The sequence below is a fragment of the Furfurilactobacillus sp. W61-4 genome (genome assembly GCF_057545565.1).
Genome location: NZ_BAAJNZ010000003.1, coordinates 299,353 through 325,013, shown reverse-complemented (window position 1 = coordinate 325,013; position 25,661 = coordinate 299,353). Strand labels below are relative to the sequence as shown.

General features: G+C 47.1%; 13 protein-coding genes and 1 riboswitch. Of the genes, 2 read left to right on the top strand and 11 right to left on the bottom strand.

What is annotated here, in order from left to right; translation table 11 throughout:
* Positions 1 to 28: 28 nt before the first annotated feature.
* On the top strand, positions 29 to 1,000 hold the full coding sequence (locus AC27FN_RS05695; protein ID WP_487167064.1) for a GMP reductase: 972 nt from the start codon (positions 29 to 31) through the stop codon (positions 998 to 1,000).
* 77 nt (positions 1,001 to 1,077) lie between these two features.
* Here the strand turns inward: AC27FN_RS05695 and AC27FN_RS05690 are convergent, their stop codons facing one another.
* The 5 genes from AC27FN_RS05690 to AC27FN_RS05670 all read right to left on the bottom strand — a co-directional run bounded on the left by AC27FN_RS05690 (position 1,078) and on the right by AC27FN_RS05670 (position 7,189).
* The gene (locus AC27FN_RS05690) at positions 1,078 to 2,415 is read right to left on the bottom strand and encodes a nucleobase:cation symporter-2 family protein (protein WP_487167041.1); all 1,338 of its coding nucleotides are present in this window, start codon (positions 2,413 to 2,415) and stop codon (positions 1,078 to 1,080) included.
* Positions 2,399 to 3,007: a xanthine phosphoribosyltransferase gene (locus AC27FN_RS05685; protein ID WP_487167063.1), complete on the bottom strand. Its 609-nt coding sequence runs from the start codon at positions 3,005 to 3,007 to the stop codon at positions 2,399 to 2,401. Before AC27FN_RS05685 ends, AC27FN_RS05690 begins: the two co-directional genes overlap by 17 nt.
* Before the next feature lie 142 nt (positions 3,008 to 3,149).
* Positions 3,150 to 3,247: riboswitch (purine riboswitch) on the bottom strand.
* 295 nt (positions 3,248 to 3,542) lie between these two features.
* The gene (locus AC27FN_RS05680; protein WP_487167040.1) at positions 3,543 to 5,339 is read right to left on the bottom strand and encodes a glycerophosphoryl diester phosphodiesterase membrane domain-containing protein; all 1,797 of its coding nucleotides are present in this window, start codon (positions 5,337 to 5,339) and stop codon (positions 3,543 to 3,545) included.
* 338 nt (positions 5,340 to 5,677) lie between these two features.
* Positions 5,678 to 6,829, bottom strand: coding sequence for a serine hydrolase domain-containing protein (locus AC27FN_RS05675; protein ID WP_487167039.1), 1,152 nt, complete (start codon positions 6,827 to 6,829; stop codon positions 5,678 to 5,680).
* A gap of 177 nt (positions 6,830 to 7,006) precedes the next feature.
* Positions 7,007 to 7,189, bottom strand: a complete 183-nt coding sequence (locus tag AC27FN_RS05670; RefSeq protein ID WP_487167038.1) for a hypothetical protein — start codon at positions 7,187 to 7,189, stop codon at positions 7,007 to 7,009.
* Between the two features lie 472 nt (positions 7,190 to 7,661).
* Here AC27FN_RS05670 and AC27FN_RS05665 point away from each other — a divergent pair, with 472 nt between their 5' ends.
* Positions 7,662 to 8,606 (top strand): linear amide C-N hydrolase, encoded by a 945-nt coding sequence (locus tag AC27FN_RS05665; protein WP_487167037.1) that lies wholly within the window; start codon positions 7,662 to 7,664, stop codon positions 8,604 to 8,606.
* Between the two features lie 52 nt (positions 8,607 to 8,658).
* Here AC27FN_RS05665 and AC27FN_RS05660 read toward each other — a convergent pair whose 3' ends face one another.
* From AC27FN_RS05660 to AC27FN_RS05635, 6 genes are all read right to left on the bottom strand, one after another.
* Positions 8,659 to 10,191: a glycosyltransferase gene (locus tag AC27FN_RS05660; RefSeq protein ID WP_487167036.1), complete on the bottom strand. Its 1,533-nt coding sequence runs from the start codon at positions 10,189 to 10,191 to the stop codon at positions 8,659 to 8,661.
* Positions 10,188 to 11,747 carry a glycosyltransferase gene (locus AC27FN_RS05655; RefSeq protein WP_487167035.1) on the bottom strand — a complete coding sequence of 520 codons (1,560 nt, stop codon included), beginning with the start codon at positions 11,745 to 11,747 and terminating at the stop codon, positions 10,188 to 10,190. The genes AC27FN_RS05660 and AC27FN_RS05655 overlap by 4 nt, the downstream gene beginning before the upstream one ends.
* 102 nt (positions 11,748 to 11,849) lie before the next feature.
* Entirely contained in the window at positions 11,850 to 23,570 is an 11,721-nt protein-coding gene (locus AC27FN_RS05650) for a lectin-like domain-containing protein (RefSeq protein WP_487167034.1), read from the bottom strand.
* Positions 23,571 to 23,958: 388 nt separating this feature from the next.
* Positions 23,959 to 24,612 (bottom strand): MIP/aquaporin family protein, encoded by a 654-nt coding sequence (locus tag AC27FN_RS05645; protein WP_407882603.1) that lies wholly within the window; start codon positions 24,610 to 24,612, stop codon positions 23,959 to 23,961.
* Between the two features lie 166 nt (positions 24,613 to 24,778).
* A complete protein-coding gene (locus AC27FN_RS05640; protein ID WP_487167033.1) occupies positions 24,779 to 25,114 on the bottom strand; it encodes a hypothetical protein in 336 nt (111 codons plus the stop codon).
* Positions 25,115 to 25,187: 73 nt separating this feature from the next.
* On the bottom strand, positions 25,188 to 25,406 hold the full coding sequence (locus tag AC27FN_RS05635) for a hypothetical protein (RefSeq protein WP_487167032.1): 219 nt from the start codon (positions 25,404 to 25,406) through the stop codon (positions 25,188 to 25,190).
* Between the last annotated feature and the right edge of the window lie 255 nt (positions 25,407 to 25,661).

Sequence of the window (25,661 nt, the reverse complement as noted above, 5' to 3'; positions counted from 1 at the left end):
ATTCATTTTAGAAAGAGGTCGTCACGTGATGGAAATTTTTGATTACGAAGATGTGCAACTCATTCCCAATAAATGTTTGATCGATAGTCGATCTCAAGCCGATCCGACAACGACATTTGGTGGGCACCGCTTTAAGCTCCCGGTTGTTCCCGCTAATATGGCGACGGTTATCGATGAGCCCTTGGCAATTTGGCTAGCGGAACACGATTATTTTTACATCATGCACCGTTTTAATCCAGAGCGTCGCTTAGCCTTCGTACAAGCCATGCACGAACGCGGACTATTCAGTTCGATCAGTGTCGGCGTGAAGCCAGAAGAATACCAACTCATCGATGCACTGGCCGCTGCTGAATTGACGCCTGACTTCATTACCATCGATATCGCTCACGGCCACTCAAACCGGGTTATTGAAATGATTCACGCGATTAAATCACAATTACCAGACAGCTTTGTCATTGCTGGTAACGTGGCAACACCCGAAGCCGTTCGTGAACTAGAAGATGCGGGTGCTGATGCCACCAAAGTTGGTATCGGACCAGGTAAGGCGTGCATCACTAAACTAAAAACTGGCTTCGGCACTGGTGGTTGGCAACTTGCGGCTGTAAGATGGTGTGCTAAAGCCGCACGCAAACCGATCATTGCGGATGGTGGTATTCGTCATAATGGTGATATCGCTAAATCCCTTCGTTTCGGCGCTAGCATGGTCATGGTCGGTTCTTTATTTGCCGGCCACAAACAATCGCCAGGTACTGATCTTATGATTGACCATCGTCATTTCAAGCAATATTATGGTTCGGCCTCTGCCCAGCAAAAAGGCGCGCATAAAAATGTCGAAGGCAAAGACATGCTGGTCCCTTATCGTGGCGACATTCAAGATACACTCACCGAAATGAGTGAAGATCTGCAATCATCCATTTCTTACGCTGGGGGCAATGACTTAACCGCTTTAAAAACAGTTGACTATGTTTTAGTTCGCAACACCATTACCAATGGTGATTAATTAATCCACATAAAAAAGTGGCGGTTTCCTCTGAGTAATCAGATGAACCGCCACTTTTTAGTTGGTTACGATCATATTTAACTATGCGAAACAGGTTGTTCGATCTCGTTAGCCGTTGGTGTTGCCGTTACGGTCTCTTCTTCCGGCTTTAATAATAGATTCAGGACTACTGCAGTCACACTGGCCATCACAATGCCATTACTCAGCATCAATTGAGCTGTTTTCGGTAATGCTTGGAAAATAGCTGGTTGAACCGTGACTCCCAAGCCTAAGCCAATGGAAACCGCGGCAATCAGAATATTCTTGTTGTTTCGAAAATCTACCTGCCCTAACATCCGAACCCCTTGCATCGCAACCATTCCAAACATCACGACCATCGCGCCGCCGATAACTGGTACAGGAATCATGGTTGCCAATGCGCCTACTTTAGGCAACAAACCTAGTAGCATTAAGAACCCTGCCGCATAAAAGACTGGGCGCCGCGTTTTAATACCCGATAATTGCACTAACCCAACATTTTGTGAGTACGTGGTATAAGGAAAGGTATTGAAGATCCCGCCTAGCATCACTGCTAACGCTTCGGCACGATAACCTTTCTTCAGATCCGCTGTGGATACCGGTCGATTGAGCAAATCGCCAAGAGCAAAGAAGACCCCAGTCGATTCAACCATCGACACCAAGGCAATCATGATCATCGTCAAGCTAGAGGAGAGTTCAAAATGAGGCATACCAAAGTAAAAGGGTTGTGGGAAGTGAAACCAGCTCGCCTCTAGGACTGGGCGTACCGAAACCATCCCGGCAAATCCTGCAGCTAAGCTCCCCACTAATAACCCGATTAAGACAGCAATTTGACGAATAAACCCTCGGCCCCAGATATTGCAAGCTAGAATGACAACAATGGTTAGGGCGCCAACCCCTAAGTTAACGGGTGAGCCGAAGTTTTTAGCAGTGACATCGCCACCACCCAAATTTAAAAATGCAATTGGAATCAGTGTTAAACCGATAACCGTAATAACTGTCCCCGTCACTAGTGGCGGAAATAAGCGCCGAATCTTTGCAAAAACACCAGCAATCGCAAAGACGAAAATCCCAGCAACAATGATTGCACCGTACATCGTCCCGATCGTAAAGTGTTGGCCAATCATCTGTAATGGCGCCACAGCTTGGACGGCACAACCTAAAACAACTGGTAGGCCGATGCCAAACATGCGATTCTTCAGTAACTGCAATAAAGTGGCTAACCCACACATAAAAATATCAATTGAAACAAGATAGGTCATTTGGCTACTGTTAAAATGTAACGCACCACCAATCAGTAAAGGAACCAAAATAGCGCCTGAATACATTGCTAGTAAGTGTTGAAGTCCTAACATAGCTGCTTTTGATTCACGAGCGGGATTAACCTTTTTCAACATTCGTCGACTCCTTATCTTCGGTTTCAGCAAAAATCACATGGCCCTGTTCAAAACCACTGATGCTGGCTAACGCAAGTAACGGAATACCTTGTTCTTCAATCAGAGCATGGCCACGCTGGAAACGTTTTTCAATCACTACTCCTACGCCGCCAACAGTCGCGCCGGCTTGCTTAATAATCTCAAGCAGACCATTGACTGCTTGCCCATTGGCTAAAAAGTCGTCAATAATGAGAACATTATCATCAGCCGAAAGGAAATCGCGCGAAATTGAAATCTGATTGTCGACTTGTTTTGTAAATGAATAAACTGTCGCCGTGTACAAATTATCCGTAAGTGTCAGACTCTTGTGTTTACGAGCAAATACTAGCGGAACCTGTAACGATAACGCAGTCATTACAGCTGGAGCAATGCCCGAAGACTCAACTGTCAATACTTTAGTAATCCCAAGCCCATCAAAGCGGTCAGCAAAAGCCTCACCAATATTTTGCATTAACTTGGGGTCGACCTGATGGTTAAGAAAACCATCTACTTTTAAAATATCATCACCTAATACACGACCTTCTGACTCAATTCGTTGCTCTAATTCTTTGATAATGGTCTCCTCCTCTGATAGCTTGCTGATTCAATGTTATGTGTGCGCGTCGAGAATCACTGTCAATCTGACAACCAGCTCTAATCTAAATGATCAGACACAAAAAGCTCCCTTTACGGAAATCCGCAAAAGGAGCTCACTAAAGACAGCTCATTTTGCTTATAGTCCAGAGTTTAAGGTTCTGGGTAGAGACAGCCATCCGTATTATGACCATATATAAGCGTTGTCGCTCAACGTATTAATTTATGTTGTCCACCTTAACACAGCAATTTTATTCATGCAAAGGTTTTTAAGATCAGAGTGTGTGCCAGACCGGGTGAGCCCGAGCAACAACAGACAATCGCGATTGGGCGCTTTTGGCCCGGTGGCGATTGTTGGTTGTGCACAGGGTTCAGATCTGGCGAGCACGTTTAGATCAGAGTGTGTGCCAGACCGGGTGTGCACAGCACTCAGATCTGGCGAGCACGTTTATGCAGCGTATAAGTCAGATAAGCCGAGCAATAGTCAGCAAGCTCACCAAAAACGAAGCTCAGCTTTATCTTGGTTGCTGATAAAGAACCTCAGTGCCGTATTTAAGCAATTGATCCGCATAATTGCGATCACGTTTCTGCTGCGAAATTTCACTTTTTAGGGTAGTTAATTGATCTGTGATAATCCCGTCGACATCCAAACGCATCACTTGGTCCATATCATCTTCATCATTGACGGTCCACGCAAAAACCCGCTTGTGATCACGGTGGGCCGCTGAAACAAAACGATCGTTTAACGTGCTATATTCCATTGTGAAAAAGTTGGCTCTCGTTCGTGGAACGCCAACGAAGTTATACGGCAAAATGTATCCAACTGTTAATGCTGGACGTTCACGTTTCAATTGTTCCACAATGCCGTAATCAAGTGTATGAATGATATCTTGATGGGCCAATAACGTGTCCGCATAGCGATCGATGAAGCGATTCACCAACGCTTTTCGATCCTGATCAGAATCAATTTTAATTTCAACCAACAATTTTTGATGCATCGCCTGGGCCGCTTTTAGATACTGATCAAATGAATCAATCTTGGTGGAATAGCCATTCTCATGAATCGTCATCGCAGTCAAATGAGCTAATGTCTGTTGATCAACTTTTTCATTTTTACCAGCTAAATTCATTAAATTATCGTCATGCATGACGACAAATTGATGATCTTTAGTTTCACGAATATCCATTTCAACATATTTCGGGTGCTCGCGATGCGTTTTGGTTAGCGCAGGGATCGTATTTTGGACACCATTACCATCGTTAACGCCCCGATGAGATAGGGTTTGTGGATTAACTTCCAAGAGTCCATCAAAGTAACTATACCCATAGCCAGCAAAAATAACTCCGACAACGACAAAAGCAACAAACACACTAACGCGCCACCATGGTTTAGCGACGACACGAGGCATATCAGGTAACTGTTCCAACGCGTGAACATCATAGCGTTGCATGACTTGCAAACTTAAATCGATTACCCAGACAGTCGTTAAAATCGAGATCGTGTAGGTCAATAGTGATAACAAATTGAAATTAACAATTGCTGCCGTCAACGCAGTGACATGACTTTGTTGATCAAACCAAGTCTGTGCACCATAAAAGCCCATTAAAATAACAAAGTACAAAATGGCTGCGCTCACAATAATGCCGATGATCCTTAACGTGATCCACCAAAAAGAACCCCATGTTTGTTGCCACGATTCTTTAACGGCTTGTTTAACAGAGCTCCGTTGGAACATCAAAAGTGGAATTACAACCAACAAACGCAAGCCAAAATAATACCCGAGCACATAAACGAGAACTAAGGCAGCTAAAAGTAACGGTTTCGTCGTAATGAATTCCAAAATAAAGGCTGGAATTTGAACCTTAGCTAACAATGGCGTACGAATGAAACTGCCGCCAAAAGGCACAATTAAGATGAAATAAAGGAGGAAAAAGCCAAAAGTTCCTAGCGACAAACGCGGCAAACGATGCCATAGTTCGCTAACCAATTGGCGAATCGTCGGCCGCTGCTCCTTACGTCGATAGGCCACCATCAACAAAAGATAAGCAAATTGAAGATAAATAGCCGCCAAAATCACGAACAACAGTAACAGTAAACTAACGATCGCTACCGGGTGCGCCTTCACGACGGTGCCAAAATTCGTGTATGACAAATAGGCAATATTGCTCCACCGTAAAATACCGGCTCCCAACCACGAAAAAACAGGAATTAATACTGCATAGACAATAATAGCTGTAAATGAATAATGTTTAAAAAAATACCAAAACGCTCGCGTAAATCGCCAAATACTAGTTCGTTTAGTCCCCTTCATCCCCAGACCCCCTTGATTATTAGAATTATCATACCTGATTTCTTCCATCTGTACAGATTTTAACTTCCGATCAGTGATAGGACTCTGGGCAAAAGGGCCTCAAGGCGAAACAAGCCGGGTTGGTGTCGAGCACTAGCTGAGACTTAGCAGTTGGCATGGTCTTGGCCAATTGATAAGTCTGGGCTAGGCGCAGACAGCAGGCTTGTGTAGCCAGACAAAACGCTCGGGTGATCTTGAGCCTTGGCAACTGGCACCCTTAGCTGATGGCCATTAAAACACCAGCGGCGGACTGCCGTCGATCGACAAAAAGACCACCAATCATTGGTGGCCCAAAGAAATTAATTTGAAAATAATTTTAGATACAGCTGTTCTGCAAATGGCTTAAAACTATACCGCGGTCGAAAGCTATTGCTTAACATAATGACCGCATTTTTGCCGTCTTTTGATACACAACTCATCGATTGATACCCGTAACCGAGACCATGATTGACAGCCGCCCCGTACAGATTATATGTGCCACCCCCGTACGTGCTCCGACTGCCCGACTGATATAGTTGCGTGACGGCTTGTTTAGAGATAATTTTTCCGGCCATGATGCCGCTGATCAGGCCATACAAATCCCGTGCGGAAGTGGCTACACGCCCCGTTCCGACTTCATCATGCCATTGCGCCGCTGGCGTAACGACCGCTCGATTGTAATCAACATCTCCCGCTGGCGTACCCGCATAGGCCACCGCTACTTGTAGTCGCTCTGAAGGCATCATCACTGTTTGATGTAAGCCTAGTCGTTTAACCACTTGTTGATTAAATAGCTGTTCATACGATTTCCCAGTTAACTTCTTCAATACGCCCGTTAAAATGTTGTAGTTAACTTGTGAGTATTGCCATTGATTGTACAACGCTGGATCAAATGTCACATGGTGGACATCATAATCAACGATTTGATCGTCCGTTTGTAAATTTGTTGGACCAGCCGGACCGTCCATCCGTAAGCCAGAGGTCATATCTAACATTTGACGAATCGTGATCTCATTACTGTGTGGTACTTCAGGAAAGAAGCGCTTCAAGTGATCTGTCATTGACAAGTGATGTTGTTCAATCTGTTGCATCACCAGTGCACCCGTGGCAATTTTCTGAATTGAATCAATTGCGTAGGCCGTTGATGCGCGATTCGGTAGCTTTCTCGCCACGTTGGCTTGTCCAAATTGTCGTTCATAAGTGATTTTACCATCACGCACAATCAGCACCGAGCCGACAAAATGCATGTCATTAATTTGCTGATTCAACGTCGTCGCTTCTTGCTGATTAATGGTCTTCGGTAACTTTAGCGTGGACCATTGACGAACAGGCTCAGCAGTTGACTTGCGATGATGAACCACATGCTCGACTTTGGTCGTTCGACGTACTTGACGATATACACTGCCCCAAGCTAATAAACTAATCAAACCGACAGTAATTAAAATCAGGCTAATTCGCATTGGTCTGGACATGATGACTCCTTACAAACAGCTGGGTTAGTCCCATCTGTTTTAATTGATTTTCCAATGTGAACCATTATAACAAAGCACGCCTTAGATACCTATTTTCGTTTCCCCAAGACTGCCTGTTTCACGTGAAACAAAAACACTGCTCTTGGCAACCTTGGTCTTTAAATAAACCAAGCCTCCTTAGTTACTTCCCAAATACGACAACCCGCCGATTGCTAGAAAAATTACGACTAACCAGATCGCTAAATGGGCAAAAAACATAAATGCACCAATGACTAATAGCCCACCTAAAATCCAAAAAACTAATTTGCCAATAAAACGTCCGAATAAAAGTAACAGGGCTAAGCCGATTAATAAACCCATTTGTGGTCCTCCGTTTTTCTTGTCCGATTTAATAATGTCACCAAAGTTTAGTCCTTTTTACCCAGCTTTCAAGATGAGGAATCGTAAGGATTGGTAAAAAATTACCACCGTTGGCGTTAAACGAGATTTGTAGACAGGTCTCCGCTTAGAAAAGGCTACCGACCAGCATTTGCTATTAACGTGCTCGCCAGGCCTGAGCCCTGTACAGAACCAACAATCGCCACCAGGCCAAAAGCGCCCAATTGCGATTGTCCGTTGTTGCTCGGTCTCACCCAGTCTGGCTCACACTCTGACATAAACGCGCTCACCATCACTGAAGCCTGTGCACAACCCAAAATCCTGTTCGGGCCAAGACCGCCCGCTCACGATTTTCAGTTGTTGCTCGCCTTCACCCGTGATGGTTCACGCTCTGCTATTTTCATAACCGTTTTTCAAGCCAATTGTGGTATATTGAGCCACATGGAGGCATATCATGTGTACAGCAATCACAACGTCTAGTTTAGACCAACATCATTTTTTTGCGCGCACGATGGATTTACCAACAACGACCCCATGGCGGCCAGTTTATTTACCCGCAGATAGTTGGTGGCAACCATCCACTGGCGATACTGGACAATCACTGCCATTTGCCTTATTAGGTGGCGGTCGCTGGACGCCCGGCAATCATTACCTAATGGGGGACGCGATGAATACGGCCGGGTTAGCCTGCGCAGAGCTCTTTTTCCCCATCGAAGCCCACTATGCGACAACGCCATCGGCACATCATTTGAACCTCACGCCCCAAGATTTTATTTACTGGGCGCTCTTACACGACTCAATTGCTAGTGTTGCAGCTGATCTACCCACCCTCCGCATCGTTGCAAAGGCTTGGCAACAAGAAGACAACTGGCGGCCGTTTCACTGGCTGTTAACCGATCGGACCGGACAAACAGCCATCCTTGAACCACGGGATGAGACGCTTACCTTAACCCCAGCACCATTGCACGTCCTGACGAATACGCCGAATTATCCGGCGCACGTCAAACGATTGCAGCAACGATTAGGCCACCCAGAAGCGACCTCTTGGTCAAACCTACTTTCACAAATAAAAGCTTTTATCGGTGATCTGCCACATACAAATTTACCCACCGATCGGTTTCAACGAACTGCCATTCACCTGTGGCAACAAGCGCAACCACAAGACGCAGCAGCGGCTGTTAATCAATTAATTATGTTGCTAGATGATGTGGTCATTGCGCGTACCCCCGACCGCTTAACCCGTCATAATTTAGACTACACTCATTATGAGGATGTTTTGGATTTGACTAATCTGCAGATGACTTTTAAATCCACCAGAACCCAACAAATTCACCAAGTTTCGCTAAACGACTTACAAGACCGCTTTCCTCAGCAATCCATTGCCCTACCATTCACTTAAGCTCACAAAACAAAAAGATCAGCAAATTTGCTGATCTTTTTGATTACTCAATTTAATGCGTTATGTGTAAAGCACGTTTCCACTTTGCATACACGACCGATTCAATCCGAGTTGTCATGCTCTGATAAGCATGTTGACTCATCTGTTGCCATAGTTTGTCATCTTTAAGCAGCCGGATCATCGCTCCTGCTAAACCATCCACATCACCACGGCCGACTAAATAACCATTACGGCCATCCATAATTAGATCAGCTGGTCCATAGAAGACGTTATAAACAACTGCTGGTAAGCCATGTGACAACGCTTCTGTTAATGCCAGTGGATCATTGTCGCCCTCTGTGGCATTCACGTAGACTTGGGCTTGATCATATACGTCGTCCAGCTTGGCTTGATAACCGTGTAACTTCACACTATCAGTCAACGATTGTTGTTTAATTTGGTCATTTAACGGTTTTTCTTGATCTCCGTAACCATAAATCGCTAATGTCGCGTCAGGAATCTGTTGTTTGACCTTAGCAAAAGCGGTCACAACATCTTCGGTATGCCGTTCTTTGGTTAAACGACCGACGACGACTACCTCGTGCCGGTGACGTTGCGCCAACGCAATGTGCTTAGCGTGCTCTTGTTTTGGATCAACGACGCCTGCTGGCACAGCAAAAATCGGTGTCTTCACACGTTCTTCGCCGCCCATCCAACGCGTTAAATCAGCTTTTTGAGCTTCAGTCGCCACAATCACGCCGTCGAGTTGATCAATATGATTAACCAGCGCGTTAGCATACAATCCCGACAGGTTGGCATAAACTTGATCCTTGGCGTCCACCGTATGCGTTGTCGGTAGCGTTATGTAGCGCCGAGCCTTGGTCGTCATACTCAAAACGGCATCGTAGGAAGCCCCTGGTCGGTCGGCTACAAAAGTCGATTTCTCACCGTCACGTCGATTAAGTTCATCCAAAAAGAACGTGAATAATTCGTCATAACTATTAAAAAACAAATCCTGATTCTGATAATCCAACAACTGTAACAATGTCAACACAGTGCGACCATCTGCATCATGCCCAAAATATTCTTCAATCACTCGTTGACCGCTGGGGTCATAAGTCACCTGACTAATCAGGTCGCCTTCGTTACTAAAGAACTGATCCCGGGTCTTGAAACCACGAAAATCCCACAAACTCATTTGAACTTTTTTGCCAGTCTTATCGTACACATCGACGCTGTATAGCTGGCCGATTGTCCCAGGCGCAAAATGGACATCCATGATGAGCTGATCACCATCATAGACATGGCTCACATCTGCCCCTGGATCAACATTATATTCAGGTGCTAAGTGAAGTGCTTCAATTTTTGGTTCATTTTTCCCAACAGGGACCCGTGTTTCAATTCCTTGGAAAAAGTCATACATATTAACGATTTGATCATCTTCAAGACCAAAGCGTTGCTTGTTCGAGTACAACATTTGATCAAAATTTCGCGTCACTAACTTCGCTGGCTTACCTTGGTGTTTGAATAATTGGAGCCGTTTAATTTCGGCGTGTTCAATCCCAGAGTTCAACGCCATCAAGTATTCGTTTACAAAATAAATCACGCTTGAACCTCCTGTTCATGACCTTGATTAAACGCGGCCACTGCTTCAAAGACCGCCTGCCATTTTTCCCAAACTGCCGCTTCAGAAAAACGTTTGGCGTCGTCATAGGCATGCTCACTAAAAGTCTGCATCAGCGTATCATCGCTCAATAATTTGCTAATTGCGTTAGCTAAGGCATCCACATCGTCAAGTTTGACCAAATAGCCATCCCGATCATTTTGAATAATCCCCTGTGGCCCATATTTAGCATCGTAAGAAACCGTTGGTACCCCATGTGACTGCGCTTCTAACAGCGCCAATGAGAAGCCTTCAGCTCGAGAGGCCAAGACATTGATCTGCGCACCATCATAAACCTTGCCAATATCCAACGTGTAATCGTGGAAGGTAACGAGTTCACCCAGTTGTTTGTCGGCAACGATCTTATGCAGTCGTTCACCTTCCTTACCATTAGCGTAACCCCAGAACTCTAGACGCGCACTTGGTACCTGTTTGTGGACCTGCTCGAACGCTTCAATCACCTTATCCTGTTGCTTTTCAGGCGAGAGACGGGCCACCATAATGATTTTTCCAAGTGTCCGTTTACGCCAATCCACGTGCGGAGCATTGAGCACTTGGTCATCCACAATTCCCACCGGCAATTCGAAAACCGTTGGTACATCACCCCACCGATGCATGAAATCGAGGCGTTGCTGTGGCGTCGGTGCAATCACACCTTGCCACTGATGTAAGTTCTTAATCGCATATTCGTAATTATAATTAAGCGTCGCTGTCATCACTTGTTCTGGGTCATTCAAGTGGTTGGAATGTAAATGCATCATTTTGAAGGCGCGCGTCTTCATGTTTAGGACCGACCAAGCTAATTCAAACGTCCGATCAACGACCATAACATTATTCTCACCATCGCGCCGGTTTAATTCATCAAGGAAGAAACGCATCATCGCTTGCTCACCGTTAAACGAGTAATCGCTGCCATGCCAATTCAAAATTCGATAAAGCGAATTGACCGCTTTCCCTTGTTGATTTTTCATATGAAATGTTTGGTAAACCACGTCGCCTTGCGGATTAAAGACCTGTTCAGCCGTGACTGCCCCATTAGCATCATGCCACTGTTCCAACGCCTTAAAGCCACGGGTATCCCAATATTCACTCTTCACCAATTTAGCGAACCGATCAAACGTCAGGACGTTTTCAACTTCTTGATACTGCGGGGCGCGCATTTTAATACGCTGAATAATTCGCTCTGAATTGCGCACCATAAAACCATGCTCGTCTTGATCATTCACCAAAACTTGCAAATTGGGTTTGATATGCAAATCAGCTAGCTTAAAAGACTGCTTGGGGAATGTCTCAGTCCCTTCAAAAAAATCAAATAAATTGACCATATCGTCATCAGCTAAACCGGCATTAGCTAGTGTGTCGTGTAGGCTCAGTGAAAACGAGCGCGTCACGATTTTAGCTGGCACATGGTGATCTTTAAACAAATTGAGTCGCTTCATTTCAGCGTGCTCAATCCCTGATTTTTTTTCATTGAAACTCGCATTAATAAAATAATACATTTTATGACCTCACTGAGTGCCTTTCAAAAAAATAGGATCTAGCACATTGCTAAACCCTATTTTACCGTACCTCGTTACGACTGAACGAACTTTTAATCCCTCTTAATTATCTTTTTTCCTTCGCAAGCTGCCAAGCCCCACTAAGCTGAGTAAGGTTAAGCCAACCAACCCCCAGCGTGATGAGCTTACTGGCGTATTCGTTGCTGGTAGCTGCGGCTGCGCTTTTGTTGAATGCTTAGCTGTCGAAATATTGCTTGCTTTCGGCGCTGATGCAATTGTTTTAGCACTAACCTTAATTTCCTCAACTTGCGATTTGCCAAAATGTTGATCCGCGAAAGCTCCCGGCTTTGTTGAAACCATCGGCTGATTCGAAGACATCGGTTTTAACGGCTCAACTGATTTCGCGTCACCATTCGTTTGGGCTGCCTCTAACAATAATTTCGCAATTTGGTCTGCCAATGACGAAATGTTCTCCGTTATTGATTGCACTTGCTGCTGTGCGGCTGTCAAATGGGTTAGTATCTGTTGAGCTTGCTCATTAGTCGTATGTGGCTGCAGCTGCTTCGTTGCTTGCCCGACCAATCGATTAACGTCAACTTGCCGACTGACAGCTTGGCTGGCCAATTGTTGCGCCTGACTCGCCAACGATTGCGACACTTGGTTCGTTGCAGATTGTGCTGCAGCGCCTGTTTTCGCCACCAACTTGGCTGCTGATAGCGCCGCTGCGGCACTAGCCAACCTAGCTGCTACTTCGGCAATTTGACTGGCTAGTTGAGCTGCAGCCATTGAATCAATTTTAATTAATTGTTGCGCCTGCGATTGAGCTTGCGCTGCGACTTGTCGCCGCTGTTTGACTTCATTCGTCAGACTGGACAAGTAGGTAGCATCTCGTTGTGCTTGCGTCGCCCACCACTTAGCTAGTGACGCATCATTGCTTGCGGCAGTGCTACTTGCTAACGAAGCCGCTGCACTAACAAGCAAGGCAACTGATTCAACAGCACCATTCAATGAATCGGCTGCTTTATCGGCAACATTAGCGGCATTGACTAAACTTTGCACCGCTTCGTTACTGGAATCAGTGGCCGCCAAAGCTGCTACATCAGCTGTTGCTAAGTCTGTCTGGCGCTTACTTTCAGCGGCGACGCTGGCCTGCAAGCTAGCAACTGCGGCTTGCTGTTGAGCAACTTTCGCCGCACTTTGGGCAGTTGACTGATCGATCTCAACCAATTGTTCAACTGTCGATAAGGCATCATTGGCCGAGCGAATTGCTTGAGTCGCAGCTCGGTTTGCAGAAGCAGCAACACTTTGCGCATTCGCTGCTGCACTAGCAAATTGACTGGCAGCATTGGCATCGTTGATCTCGGCAGCACTAGCAGCTAATGAGGCAGCGATACTAGCAACCGCTGTCGCTGACTGGGTCACACTAGTTAATAATTCAGTTACCTGATTAGCCGAATTAACTTGGGCAGCCAAACTTTGCACGGCGGAGTTTTGTAAATCGCGCTCAGCCAATGACGCGGCTTGGGTAACTAGCTCGCTGGTTGGTTGAGTCAACTTAGCAGTACTGTTCGTAATTGAACTAGCAGAAACTGCGGCTTCACTGGCCTCTTGGGCGTCCTTCAAAGCGGACGTCGAATCACCAGTCACTAATGAACTAACCATAGATTGCGTTTGACTGGCGCGAATTTGTTCAGCGCTGGCAGCTTGATTCGCGGAAGCAGCCACGCTCTGTGCACTCACTGCTTCACTGGCAAATTGACTAGCGGCACTGGCATCGTTAACGCTAGCGGCTCGTTTAGCTAGCGAACTGGCTTCACTAGCGACGGAGGCCGCGGATTGGGCTTCACTCGTCAGGAAATCGGCTGTCCTTGCTGCGGAACCGGCGTCACCAGCCAAACTTCGCACGGCGGAATTCTGTAAATCCGTTTTTGCGAGTGAACCGGCTGTTGAAGCTAATGCACTCGTTTGCTGATCAACTTGATCAGCGCTAATTGCTATCGCCTCTGCAGCAGCTGCGGCTTGGCTGGCCTTCGCTGCCTCACTCAAGGCCGCGCTGGCATCGTCAAGAACCGCTGTCCTTAATTCATTGACCAGCTGACTCGCCAAAGTTTCGACACTCGTTGCTTGATTAGCTGCTGATTGCGCCACAAGTTGAGCACTCGTTGCCTCACTAGCAAATTGTCTGGCGGCACTGGCATCGTTGGCACTAGCAGCACATTTTGCTGACTCAAGCGCTGCACTAGCTACCGCCGTCGCTGATTGGGTAACAACCACTAATGAATCAGCACCGCTGGCCGTCGCGCTCACAACGTCCGCTAAACTTTGCACGGCAGAATTCTGCAAATCTGTCTTAGCTAGAGAAACGGCATTTGCAGCAAGCGAATCGGTTTGTTGCCGACTTTGATCAGTACTTTCAGTGACCCCAGTCAGTGAAACCGTGGCTTCACTGACTGCCCTTTCTGCGGCTAATGCCGCATTTGAGTCACCTGCCACCAGCGAATCGGTCATCGATTGGGCTTGGCTGGTAGTGATCTGTTCAGCGCCGACCGCTCGATTTGCCGAAGTAGCTAAGCTTAAAGCACTCACTGCTTCACTAGCAAATTGGCTGGCCGCGCTGGCATCATTGGCACTAGCGGCACTGGCCGCTAATGACGCAGTAATCCTAGCAACGTCCGCGGCAGATTGGGCTTGGCTGACTAACGAATCAGCAGCGCTGACCGCTACTTCTGCGACATTCGCCAAACTCTGAACTGCCGAATTCTGTAAGTCGGTTTTAGCTAAAGAAGTTGCCTCGGTAGCCAAAGAATGCGTTTGTTGGTTGAGTTGGTCCGCGCTTGTCACGACATCACCGGTTGCGCTGACTGCTGTACTAGCATTAGCGGCACCTTTTGCCGCGGCCAGTGAGTCAGCGGTTACTAATGAATTAGCTGCCGATAGCGTTTCCGTAGCAGTCTGTTGTTCATCAGCCACTGCTTGATTAGCGGAAGTGGCGATACTTTGCGCGCTAGCCGCTTCACTAGCGAACTGACTAGCGGCGCTGGTATCGTTAACACTAGCAGCATTTGAAGCGGCTAGGGCGGCGGCGCTCACTGCTGAAGCCGCTAACTGAGCAACACTAGTTAATGACTCGGCAATATTAGCGATCGAACTGACTTTATTAGTTAAACTTTGAACCACTTCATTCTGACCATCAGTCTGGCCTAAAGAAGTTGCACCAGTTGCTAATGAACTCAGCGCCTTACTCGTCTGATCGGCACGAGCAGACAAGTCACTCGTATGATTGGCCGCGGTACTAGCTTTCGTTGCATTACTTGCAGCCGCGACAGAATCAACTGTTACCAATGAACCGGCGGTAGACTGTGCTTGACTAGCAACTTTAGCCGCATCACTTTCTGCCGTCATGGCCGAAGTAGTGACGCTTTGCGCACTGGCCGCTGCGCTAGCCAACTGACTGGCCAAGTTAACATCATTGTTCGCTGCTGCACTCGCGGCCAAAGAACTTGCTTGACTAGCAACGGCGGCCGCAGATTGCACTAACCTTGCCAATGAATCGGCAGTATTGGCCGCTGAAGCCGCAGTACTAGCTGCATTTTGAACGGCCGAATCTTGTAAATCACGCTTAGCTAGGGAAGTTGCACTAGCCGCCCAATCACTCGCCTGCTGTTTAAGTTGATCGGCACTAGTGACCGTCTTGTCAGCGCCACTTGCCGCCAAGCCTGCCGTTGTTGCTTCAACTGAAGCTGCCGTAGAATCTGTCGTCACGGCGGTACTTAAATCAGTCATCGTCTGACTGGCAACTTGTTCAGCACTAGCAGCTTGACTGGCAGCAGAACTAGCCACACGGTCAGCACTGGTCGCGGCACTAGCAAGTTGACTAGCGGCAGTCACATCATTTAATTGAGCTGCACGCGCAGCTTTTTGAGCATCTAAACTAGCGATCTCCGCAGCACTCGCAGCGACCGACGCCAATGACTGAACTAGGTTATTGGTCGCTGATAAGGCGTTTGCAGCACTTTGAACAGCCGAGTTTTGCAAGTCAGTCGTTGCTAGATGTTGGCCAGCGGTTGTCAAACTACTCGTTTTAGTGTAATCAGTGTGGGCGCTCGTTGTTGCCACACCGGCTGAGTCAGCCTGGTCACTGGCATTATCCGCATACCCAGACGCAGCTTGTGAATCAACCGTTACTAGGTCACTAACAGTTGATTGCGCTTGATGCGCAGTCACTGCGGCGGTGCTGGCGGCGGCCACGGCTGAAGTAGCCGTGCTTTGTGCGACGATCGCGGCACTAGCAAATTGGCTAGCTGCGCTGACATCATTAGCAGCGGCAGCACTGGTGACTTTAGCCGCCGCGACGCTGGCCACGGCAGCGGCTGATTGCGCCACACCTGCTAGCGAATCGGCGGTACTGGCCGCTGACACAGCAGTACTAGCTGCATTTTGGACAGCTGCGTTTTGTAAATCAGTTTTGGCTAGGGTCGCAGCGCTGTCGGTCAGGGCACTTATTTGCTGGTTAAATTGATCAACACTGGTGGCTGCCTGATCGGCATTATTTGCTGCAACACTGGCTGTTATTGCGTCAACCACTGCTGCCATTGAGTCTGCCGTGACTGAACTTTGAACTTTTGTCGCCGTGTCTTTGGCAACCGTCGCTAATGAATCTAATTGTGCAGCAGCGGTTGACAATGCTTTAGTCGCCACTTGTGCAGCTGATAAAGCAAGACTGGTGGCATTAGAATCATTGCTTAAAGCTGCGGTGGAGGCCGCCTGTTGCGCACTGTTAATCAAGGAAATGGCAATGATGGCTTGCGAATTAGCTAAGCTAGCCGCTGCCTGTACGCTACTAGCATCACTAGCCAAATTGGTAACTGCAGCATTCTGTAAATCAGTCTTGGCTGTTGACTGACTGACCTTGTCGGCACTGGTCAGGTTAGCAAACATATCCGCCAGCGACGTTGCTGCTTGATGAGCACTAGTATTCAACGTATCAGTTGCCAATTGATCCTGTGTTGCTGCACTCTGATCAGCTGAATTAACCGCTGCCGCACTAGCCACTAACCCCGCTAATGATTGTTGGATGGTAGCGGCTGTTGCTGCCGCACTTGTTGCGACACTAGCAGCACTGGCCGCCGTTGACGCTGCCTGACTGGTCAATAATGGATTATTAAATTCAGCTAAACTATTTGCCGCACTGGCAGCACTCGCGGCAATTGTCGCCATTGAACTAGCTAGACTAGCGGCCGAATCGTAGCCACTACTCAAAGATTGACCCGTCGTAAGTGCGCTTGCCAATCGCGAATCATTTGGTGTCTGCGCAACATCGGCTTGCAAACTGGCAACATCACTAAGAACTGCTGCTGACAGCGTATTCGCTGAAGTGACGTTACTTGCAGCCGCGGCCACTGTTGCTGCGGCTGTCGCAGCTAAATCAGATGCCACAGTGTGATCGACTGTTGTTGCCACACTGGCCACCTGAGTAGCTAAGTTTTCCGCACTCGTTTCCAAACTATTCGCTAGCGTCTGCACAGTTTGCGCCTGATCAGCCAATTGACTTGCTGTATTCAGGTCATGACTAGCGGCAGCGACACTGGCAGCACTGACCAAGGACTGCGCCTGTTGTTCCGTGCTGGCAGCCGCACTGGTTAATTCCTCATAACCACTCACAAGCTGTTTAGCCGCTTCAATGTTTCCTGATAGCGTCGAATTGCCTGCATCACTTTGCGTTGTTTTAACGAGTGAGTCCACTTCTGACGCAGCGGCAGAAGCGTTAGCGGCCACTAACGACGCGGCGATACTTGTCACATTTTCCGCACTGGCAACTTGATCAGCAGCATCATTGGCGCCAATCGTATCGTTAATTAAGTTGTTGGTCGCATCCGCCAGTGCATTTTTAGCAGCTTTAGCCGCAGCGACTGCTTGGTTAGCCGCGCTAGCTGCCTGAACTTCAAGACTTGTCACTTGGCTGGCTAATGTTTGCGCTGCGCTGGCGTTATTATCTGCGGCAGCTGAATTGGCTTGACGTGATAATTCATTTGCCGAGTCAGTAAAAGCAGCTGCGGTACTAGCGACATTACCAGCTTGGTCAGCCAAACTTTTGACTAATGTGGCATCAGCCTTAACTGCAGAATTCTTCTGATCAGCACCAACAATAGAATTTACTTGATCAACCATGCTGTTCAAATCAATCACTTGCTGACTAGCAAGTGCTGCATCGTTACTAGTTGAAGCAGCATCAGCACTAGCACCACTAGCGGCACTGGCAGCCACACTGGCGTCAGTGCTAACAGCTTGACTGACTTGGTTAGCCAAATCGTTAACGCTAGTCGCTAACGCTGTCGCACTGGCCAAAGCAGCTACGGCCACACCGGCTTGAGTAGCGGCAACTGATGCCGCCGCACTGGCCGTTTGATTGTCATTTAAGCCAGTCGCTGATTGCGCATCACTTGCCGCAGAATTGGCTATACTCTGTGCAATCGAAGCACGGCTGGTCAGCGCGCTGACCTGCTGATTCAATTGATTGGCTGAAATTAACAATCCCGTTAAATCGCCATTAGCTGAATCAGTTGTCACCAACTGGGCAATCTGACTGGCAGCCGTACTCATCGCTGCCGAAACTTGTATCGTTGCAGTGTTCGCACTAGTTGTTTGACTCGCGTAGCTATTGGCTTCACTTAACGCTTGGCTAGCAGCTGCCGCATCACCAGCAACTCGGGTTGTCATTTGACTGTAGACGTTGTTGGCTGCAGTAGCTAAATGATCCACTTGATATTCCAAGGAACTCACCGTAGAACCCGCTGTAGATGCAGCTAACACATATGCGGCCGCGCCTGAAACATCATTATTAGTTGCAGCTGACACAGCTAATGAGGCATACCGATCAGCATCACTAACTGCCGCGGAGGCCGCAACATTATCAGCGTTTACCTGAGCTGTTAAGCTATTGGCTTCAGAAAGCAGATTAATTACTGCAGCATCTTTAGGTGCTGTCGCCGCAATCACTTGAGCAGAATTCAAGATATTGTTGACGTTCATTCCTTCTGCGGAACCGGCGCTGGCTGCTTTGGTTGCCGCGCTCGCTGTCATCGATGCAGCAGAAGCTTGTATTTGAGCGGCTGTCTGGTCATCAATTACTTTTTGCCCAGCAGCACTCGCTAATGAATTAGCCGCACTAATTAACGAAGCTAGCGAATTCTGTAAACTCGGGACTAACGCCGCATAACTGGCAGCTGTTGAAGCGAAGAAGGTCGCTGAAGCAACATCATTCGCCTGCGCCGCACTTTGCGCGGATGTATTGGCCGCTGCCGCCGCGTTTTCATCTTCCTGAGCGATTGTCGCCAGTTGATTTGCAAGCTCAGCCATCGAAGCCGCAGAAACTGCTGCGGACTGTAACTTGACATCCGTGGCTGCAGCACTGGCCGCGCTCATCACTTCACTAGTCGCCTGTGAAATCGTATTTGTTTGTTCACTAACCGTTTTAACTTGACCTGACGCCGTTGAAGCCGCTGCCGCCGCGTCTGAGGCCTTTTCACTGGCAGTCACGCTATCCACGTGCACCGCCTGACTTAGAATCGGCGATTGTTGACTAATCACTGTCGCAGCCGAATTCATTGCTGCAATTAAGGCGTTATCCTGTGTCATCAAGGAATTGACTTGTGAAGCCATCGTGACCGCTTGGCTAGCGTCGTAACTCAAGGCCGCACTAGCAGCACTAGCGGTTAACTGATTAATTGTCGCCTGATTATCTTGCAACTGCTGAACAGTACTAGCAATTTGCGAAGCAGCGGTACTAACCGTGGCGGCCGAAGCTTGCACCGAAACGTTTTGCGAATCAGTCGCGGCAATTGATAACGCTTTGTTTGCCAAAGACATCGCCACACTGCCGGTAGTAGCAGCATTGGTTATTATTTGAGCCGCGGCTGAATCTGCGGAAGCCGCCACCGAGGCATTTGTAGACGCCACCGTTGAATCAGTATTGACTTGTTGTTCCATATCGTCATCAACGGCTAAAAAGTCCAAATAGATCCGATGTGCACGAGCCGCCGCAGAGTCGGCAATACTTTGAGCGTTTACCGCACTTTGATATATGCCCTGAGCCGATTCTGCTTGGTTTAAATCTGCAGCTGAGACAGCCGCCGCATACAGCTGATTAGCACTCAATGTTTGGGTGCTAGCAACAGCTTGCAAGGAGGCATTTTCAGCGATAACCACTGTCGCTGAAGCCGCTTGCGTTTGAATTTTCGCATTATTCGGATCTAATTTGGCTAAAGAGGCCGCTTTATTACTTAAGGATGTGTTGTGATCACCATAACTTTGAATCGTGATAACATCCTGACTAGCTTGGTCAGCAGCTAAACTGGTAGCCGTCGCTGCTGAACTAGCTGCCGCACTATCCGATGCCACCGCACTTTGAACATAATTATTAGCACTTTGCGCCACACCGAATAAGCTCGTCGCCACGATCGCTGCCGAAAATGCTGCCGCTTGAGCACTAGAAGCAGACAACGCAAAATCGCTAGCTAAACTGGCATTGTTTGACGCCGCCGCTAACGAAGCTCGACTAGCAAAGTCGCTAGCCGTACTTGCGTAGTTACTCGATGCACTCGCGAAGGAGGTCGCTTGTTTAGCTTCATAACTAGCCAATGAGGAAGCGGATATCGCGCCACTGGCGGCCGACTGGGCTAGACTAGCTGCACTAACAACCCCACTGTTCGCTAAGTCGGTCCGCCCAGTAGCTGATGCTTCATTAGCGTTGGTTACTGCCGAGTCAGCCGCACCACTAGCAGTAGCCGCATTCGTTACCGCTGTCGAAGCCACACTTTGCGCTTGACTGGCTAGTTGCGAAGAAACCTGGCTGTCAACCGTAACCTGACTGGCCACTTGCTTTGTTGAAGAAGTAACGATTGACGCCGCACTGTGTGTCACCGCCGCTTCAGAGGTTGCCTGTGCCGCCAAACTGGAAGCTTGCATGGCGTAAGAGTATGCGCCACTAACATCATTGGCTGATGCGGCACTGGCAGCTAAGGACGCGTACTGTAAAGCTTGATTAGCATCATTCGTTGCCGATTGGGCGGCCACATTTCCGGCATTAGCTGTCGTCGAGGTCGCATTGGCACCTGTCTGCACATCGTTATTTGCTTGGTCAGCACTAGCCAATGACATTGCCTGGCTGGCAGTCAAATTAGCTTCAATCGCGGTCATAGCGGCTGAAAGTGCCATTGATTGTACAGAATCGACCACTTTTTTCGCCGTCGACGCGACATTGGAGGCTGCAATTGAGGTGGCTTTATCCGCAACAACGATCGCTTGTGAAGCCGTTGAAGTCGTCTGTGAAGCGGTTTGACTCGTCGCCAAAGTAAGGGCTTCAGCCGCAGCCGCAGCACTGTCAGCCACACTGGCCGCATTGTTAATTGCCATTTGCGCTGCTGATAAAGCACTATTGTAGACCTGCGTTGCTGAAGTGGCGGCAGCTGTTGCACTAGCTGCTTTTAAAGCGTTCAATGAAGCCGTAGCAGCATAGTATGAAGTATTAGAATCATTCGAAAAGTTTTTAGATTCAAAATTGTACAGTGAAGTGGCGGAAGCTTCAGCAGTTGTCGCCGCTGAAGCGTCGGCAACCTCCTTTAGGTAGGTTTGTTCTAGACTCATCGCTAAATCATTAGCTGAATTAGCAGTGATAATCACATTCGCAACTTGAGCATTAACGGAATCAAGCACAGCTTGCGCGCTGATCGCGGCTGTACCTTGCTTCTGGACTTCATCGTAATAGGTTTGTGTGGCCGAGTATTGAGCCAAGACCGCTGAATCGTTAGGCGACACTGAAGCTGCATAACTAGCTGCTGACAATGCTGATTCTGCGTTTGATAACGCTGTGCTGGTTAATCCTTGATATGAATTGACTTGCACTTCTGCCGCTGTCACAGTTGGCGTTGGGTCAGGTGTAAAGGTGTAGGTCAGTATTTGACTATTTGAAAATGTCTCATTCAACGCTGGCGAGGTTGTCAGTAAATATTTAGCACCGTCTTTGGTGCTCGTCACTTCAGCACCTGGCTCAACGACTGATAAGTCAATCGCTGTCCCTAATACCCCAGACACTGTTCGATCAGGCAAGACGACTTGTCCATTTGCAGTTTGATACTGGATCGTTGTCGACACAACGGCGGCAGCATTAATGACCGGTGTCGTTTGCGTCAGATTGTTCTTCACCACATAATCAAATGGCTTCTTCAAACCATACCCAACACTGTTATCCCACACCACCACTGTAGATGGGCCCATCCCCATATCAATCGCGGCTTGTGCTGACTTTTGATCGGGGTAAACATGAATTGTATCCCCGATGTTAGCTGTTACGATCAGTGGCGCCGATGTTCCATTTGGCGTTTGCACGTTGAGGGTTACTTGGGAAGTTCCTTTAGTGTATTCAAACGACGTTACCTGCGCCCCTTGCTTATTTGTGGAATTTCCAGTTGAAGCCGCGAAGGACATCGTATAGTTAGCTAAGCTAGGGTTAATGGTTAAGGTGTACGTAAAGGTTTGATTTGTTCCATTATCAGGGACGGTCATCGTAAACGTGCCTTGATTTTTGGAACTATCGTAATGATATGCCATCGTAAATTTATGATACTGCGCGTCTAACACTGTGCTGTTCATTACTTGCCAAGTTGTTGGACCAGCAGACACAGACGAGTAATCATTAATTACCCCAGAACTATTAGTCGTCCGCCAACCCATATATGGTTGCCAAGATCCAAAAATCCATGATTTTGTATCGGGGTCTTCATAAGGCGAACCCGTATTCCCATAAGTATCAAAGGTAAAGCCCAGTGCGTTAGATAGCCCGGCAATACCTAATCCGCCCCCTTTTTGAGCAACATAAGTATCACTAGGGTTTTCAGGTGCTTGAACAAAAACTAACGAAATGCCATCAGCACCACCACTCTTACCAACCTCAATAGCACCCTTTAAAGTGAAATTCCGTGTCAAATCCACCACATTGTTTAAATTGGCATGGCCAACTTGATCATTTACATCGTCCGTTAATCCAACTGTTCCAGTGCTATCAAACTGCACACTGGTCCCATTACCAGTAAATTGAGTTGACGCGTTTGTGGCGGTCACGTTACCGACTGTCGTGCCGATTTCCATCCCGTCGCTTAAAGTTGAGATCGTCGAAGCTGCTGCTGTTTGCGTAATTGCAACCGGTTGATTTAAAGCAGCTAATTCAGCCTTAACCGTTTGCACAGCTGAACTAGGTGTATCAGTCGGTAAATTGACCGTTAACACACCATCAACAGCGGTACTTGAAGTCGCTCCAGTTGGCAGAGCCAGTGTGGGACCAACAGTGGTCGCCTGCGAATCAGCAGCTAACGTTGCCCGCGAAGTGAGCGTCGCCGGATTAATAATCGCTGCTTGAAAATCAACTGGTTGTGGCGCAGGTGTATCAGTCGGTACATCTGTTAAATCAGTCAGACTGGCCCGTGATGTTAGTTGAGTTGATTGCAAGACTGCAATGTCATCAACCTGTGCTTCACTGGCGACAGCCATCAAATCAGCTTGTTTATCTGCTGACGGTTCACTCGCAGCACTCGTGTTCGATAACACAACACTGCCTTGACTGGCAACTGAACTGGTTGCTGCCTTTGATTCGTCAGTCAATGTTGTCTGGTCAGTAGTTGTATCAGCGGCTGCCGTTTGTGTCGCAAAGCCCTCAGCGACACCAAAAAACAGTAAAGTTAAGCCCGCAAACAGCCATTGTTTGCCGGCTTTATACATTTTATAGTGGGTTTTTTGTGCAGTATTTACATGCCCCAATTGACTTTCTTTCATAACTCCCCCGGATCCTAAAAAAGCAACGCTTATATCAACAGTTTTCAAAATTAAACATTTAGTATAATAGTATAACTCATGTAATTGTTTGTAAACCTACTGATAATGCTAAATCCATCAACCTTTGTGGCAAAAAGTAGACCAATTTTCCATAAAATTTTTGTCTGGTAACAGTATCGTCAATAAGACATTAAACAGATTCTTCATTAGTGAGATATTTTTTGATAGACCAATAAATCACACCGTTAACCTGACCAGCTTCATTTATACATACCTAGGTCCAAATAGTTCGTTCCTCTTCGGATCGTTTATCGAATATCAATAAATTTTTTGAACAAAAAACCAGTCTGGGTTAAGCCCAAACTGGCGATTCACTGATCCAAACTAATTAATCTTCACTACCCATCAAACGACCGACAAAAGCGGCAATCACAGCTCCAACAACTGGGGCGGTTAAGTAGACCCAGTAATGAGCTAAAGCAGAACCACCAGCAAAAATAGCTGGTCCAAAACTCCGCGCTGGGTTTAATGAGCCACCTGTTAAGTTTAAGACGACGATGATTAAGAAGCCGAGAGTTAACCCAATCGCTAAGGGCGCCATTTGGCCATTACCGTATTCGTCGCTCGTGACCATCAAAATAACAAAGACGAATAAGAATGTAATGATAGCTTCCGTCAAGAATGCTGCTCCAGCTGAAATATTGGGGAAATCTGTTTGCCCAAAGCCAACCGCTTTAGATAATTTTAATGCGTGTTCCATAAAGGCAATCACACTGGAAGCTACAGTTGCTCCTAAAAACTGTGAAACAATGTAAAACAAGGTATCTGTGCCGGATAACCGCCCGTTAATGAACATGGCGATTGAAACCGCAGGATTAAAGTGACCACCAGAAACGCCACCGACCGCGTAAGCCATCATTGTAATAGCTAAGCCAAAAGCCAGTCCAATGGTTAATGTACCACCCTTTGCGATTGTCACCGCACCAGTCCCAATAAAGACGAGCATAAAAGTTCCGATAAATTCGGCGAAATACTTTCTCATCCGTGTATCCTCCAAAAAATTGCTCAATAAAATTTTAATCGCCCTTTATCATACACTACTTTACCCGTTCTCAACAATTTTCAATTTTAATTGAAACAATTCACCACGGCGACGATTAAGCCAACAAAACAGGCCTCCAGATTTCCAGAGACCCTTAGTTTTAAGCTTATGATTGATGGTTGTTAGCAATCAAAGTCACTCGGCGACCAGCGAGCCATAAGAAAATGCTGGAAAGCCATGAGGCAAGTACAAAACTGATAATTGCCTGGCTATAAAACATCCGCGCATTAATTAGCCAACGATCGCTTAACCGACCCACTTTAGTGTATTGCCAGACCCCCACGACAGCTGGTATTAAAAATAACATATAAAGCCAAAATGGTGCACCATTATTTAACATTGTCCAAGCTAAAACCACGCCGACAAAGATATTAATGAGACTGGCCCATAAGAGAAGACCTCTAACCGCTGTGGTTGCTTCTTCACGCCATTGCTGATTCATGGAATTCCGTCCTTTTTAATTAATGTCATCCATTATGACACAATTCCACGAATCACACGACCTCATTTAGAAACTAGGCTTGATGCTCAGCTAGCGCTTGTTTACCTTTGTCGGTCAATCCCGTTACAGCATTATCGGATGCATCGATATACCCGGCCGCAATCAATGGTCGCGGATTACCCCCAATCGCGTTATCACAGTAATCGACGAAGTGAGTAACCGGTGTCCCTGGTTCAACGCGCCCATCGGAAATGGCGGATAAAATATCGTAATCTGTTGCTGATAGATCCATTGTTATTTCCTCCTGTCATTCATTGTTAACGACTGTCATTATAACTGACTAACGTAAAAAAGTGCGTTCTCAGTGCTCCTAGATTGCTATCAAAAAAATTTTTATTGCTTTTGACGACCTCTTTGTCTCTAAACATCAGTCATATCAACGGATTAACGCTTCATGATTCACCACCGCAAATTTTTTGTAACTTCTTTTTAAGCTTCACTTTAGGTTACATCGGTATATTATAAGCATCGAAGGAGTTGATACCCC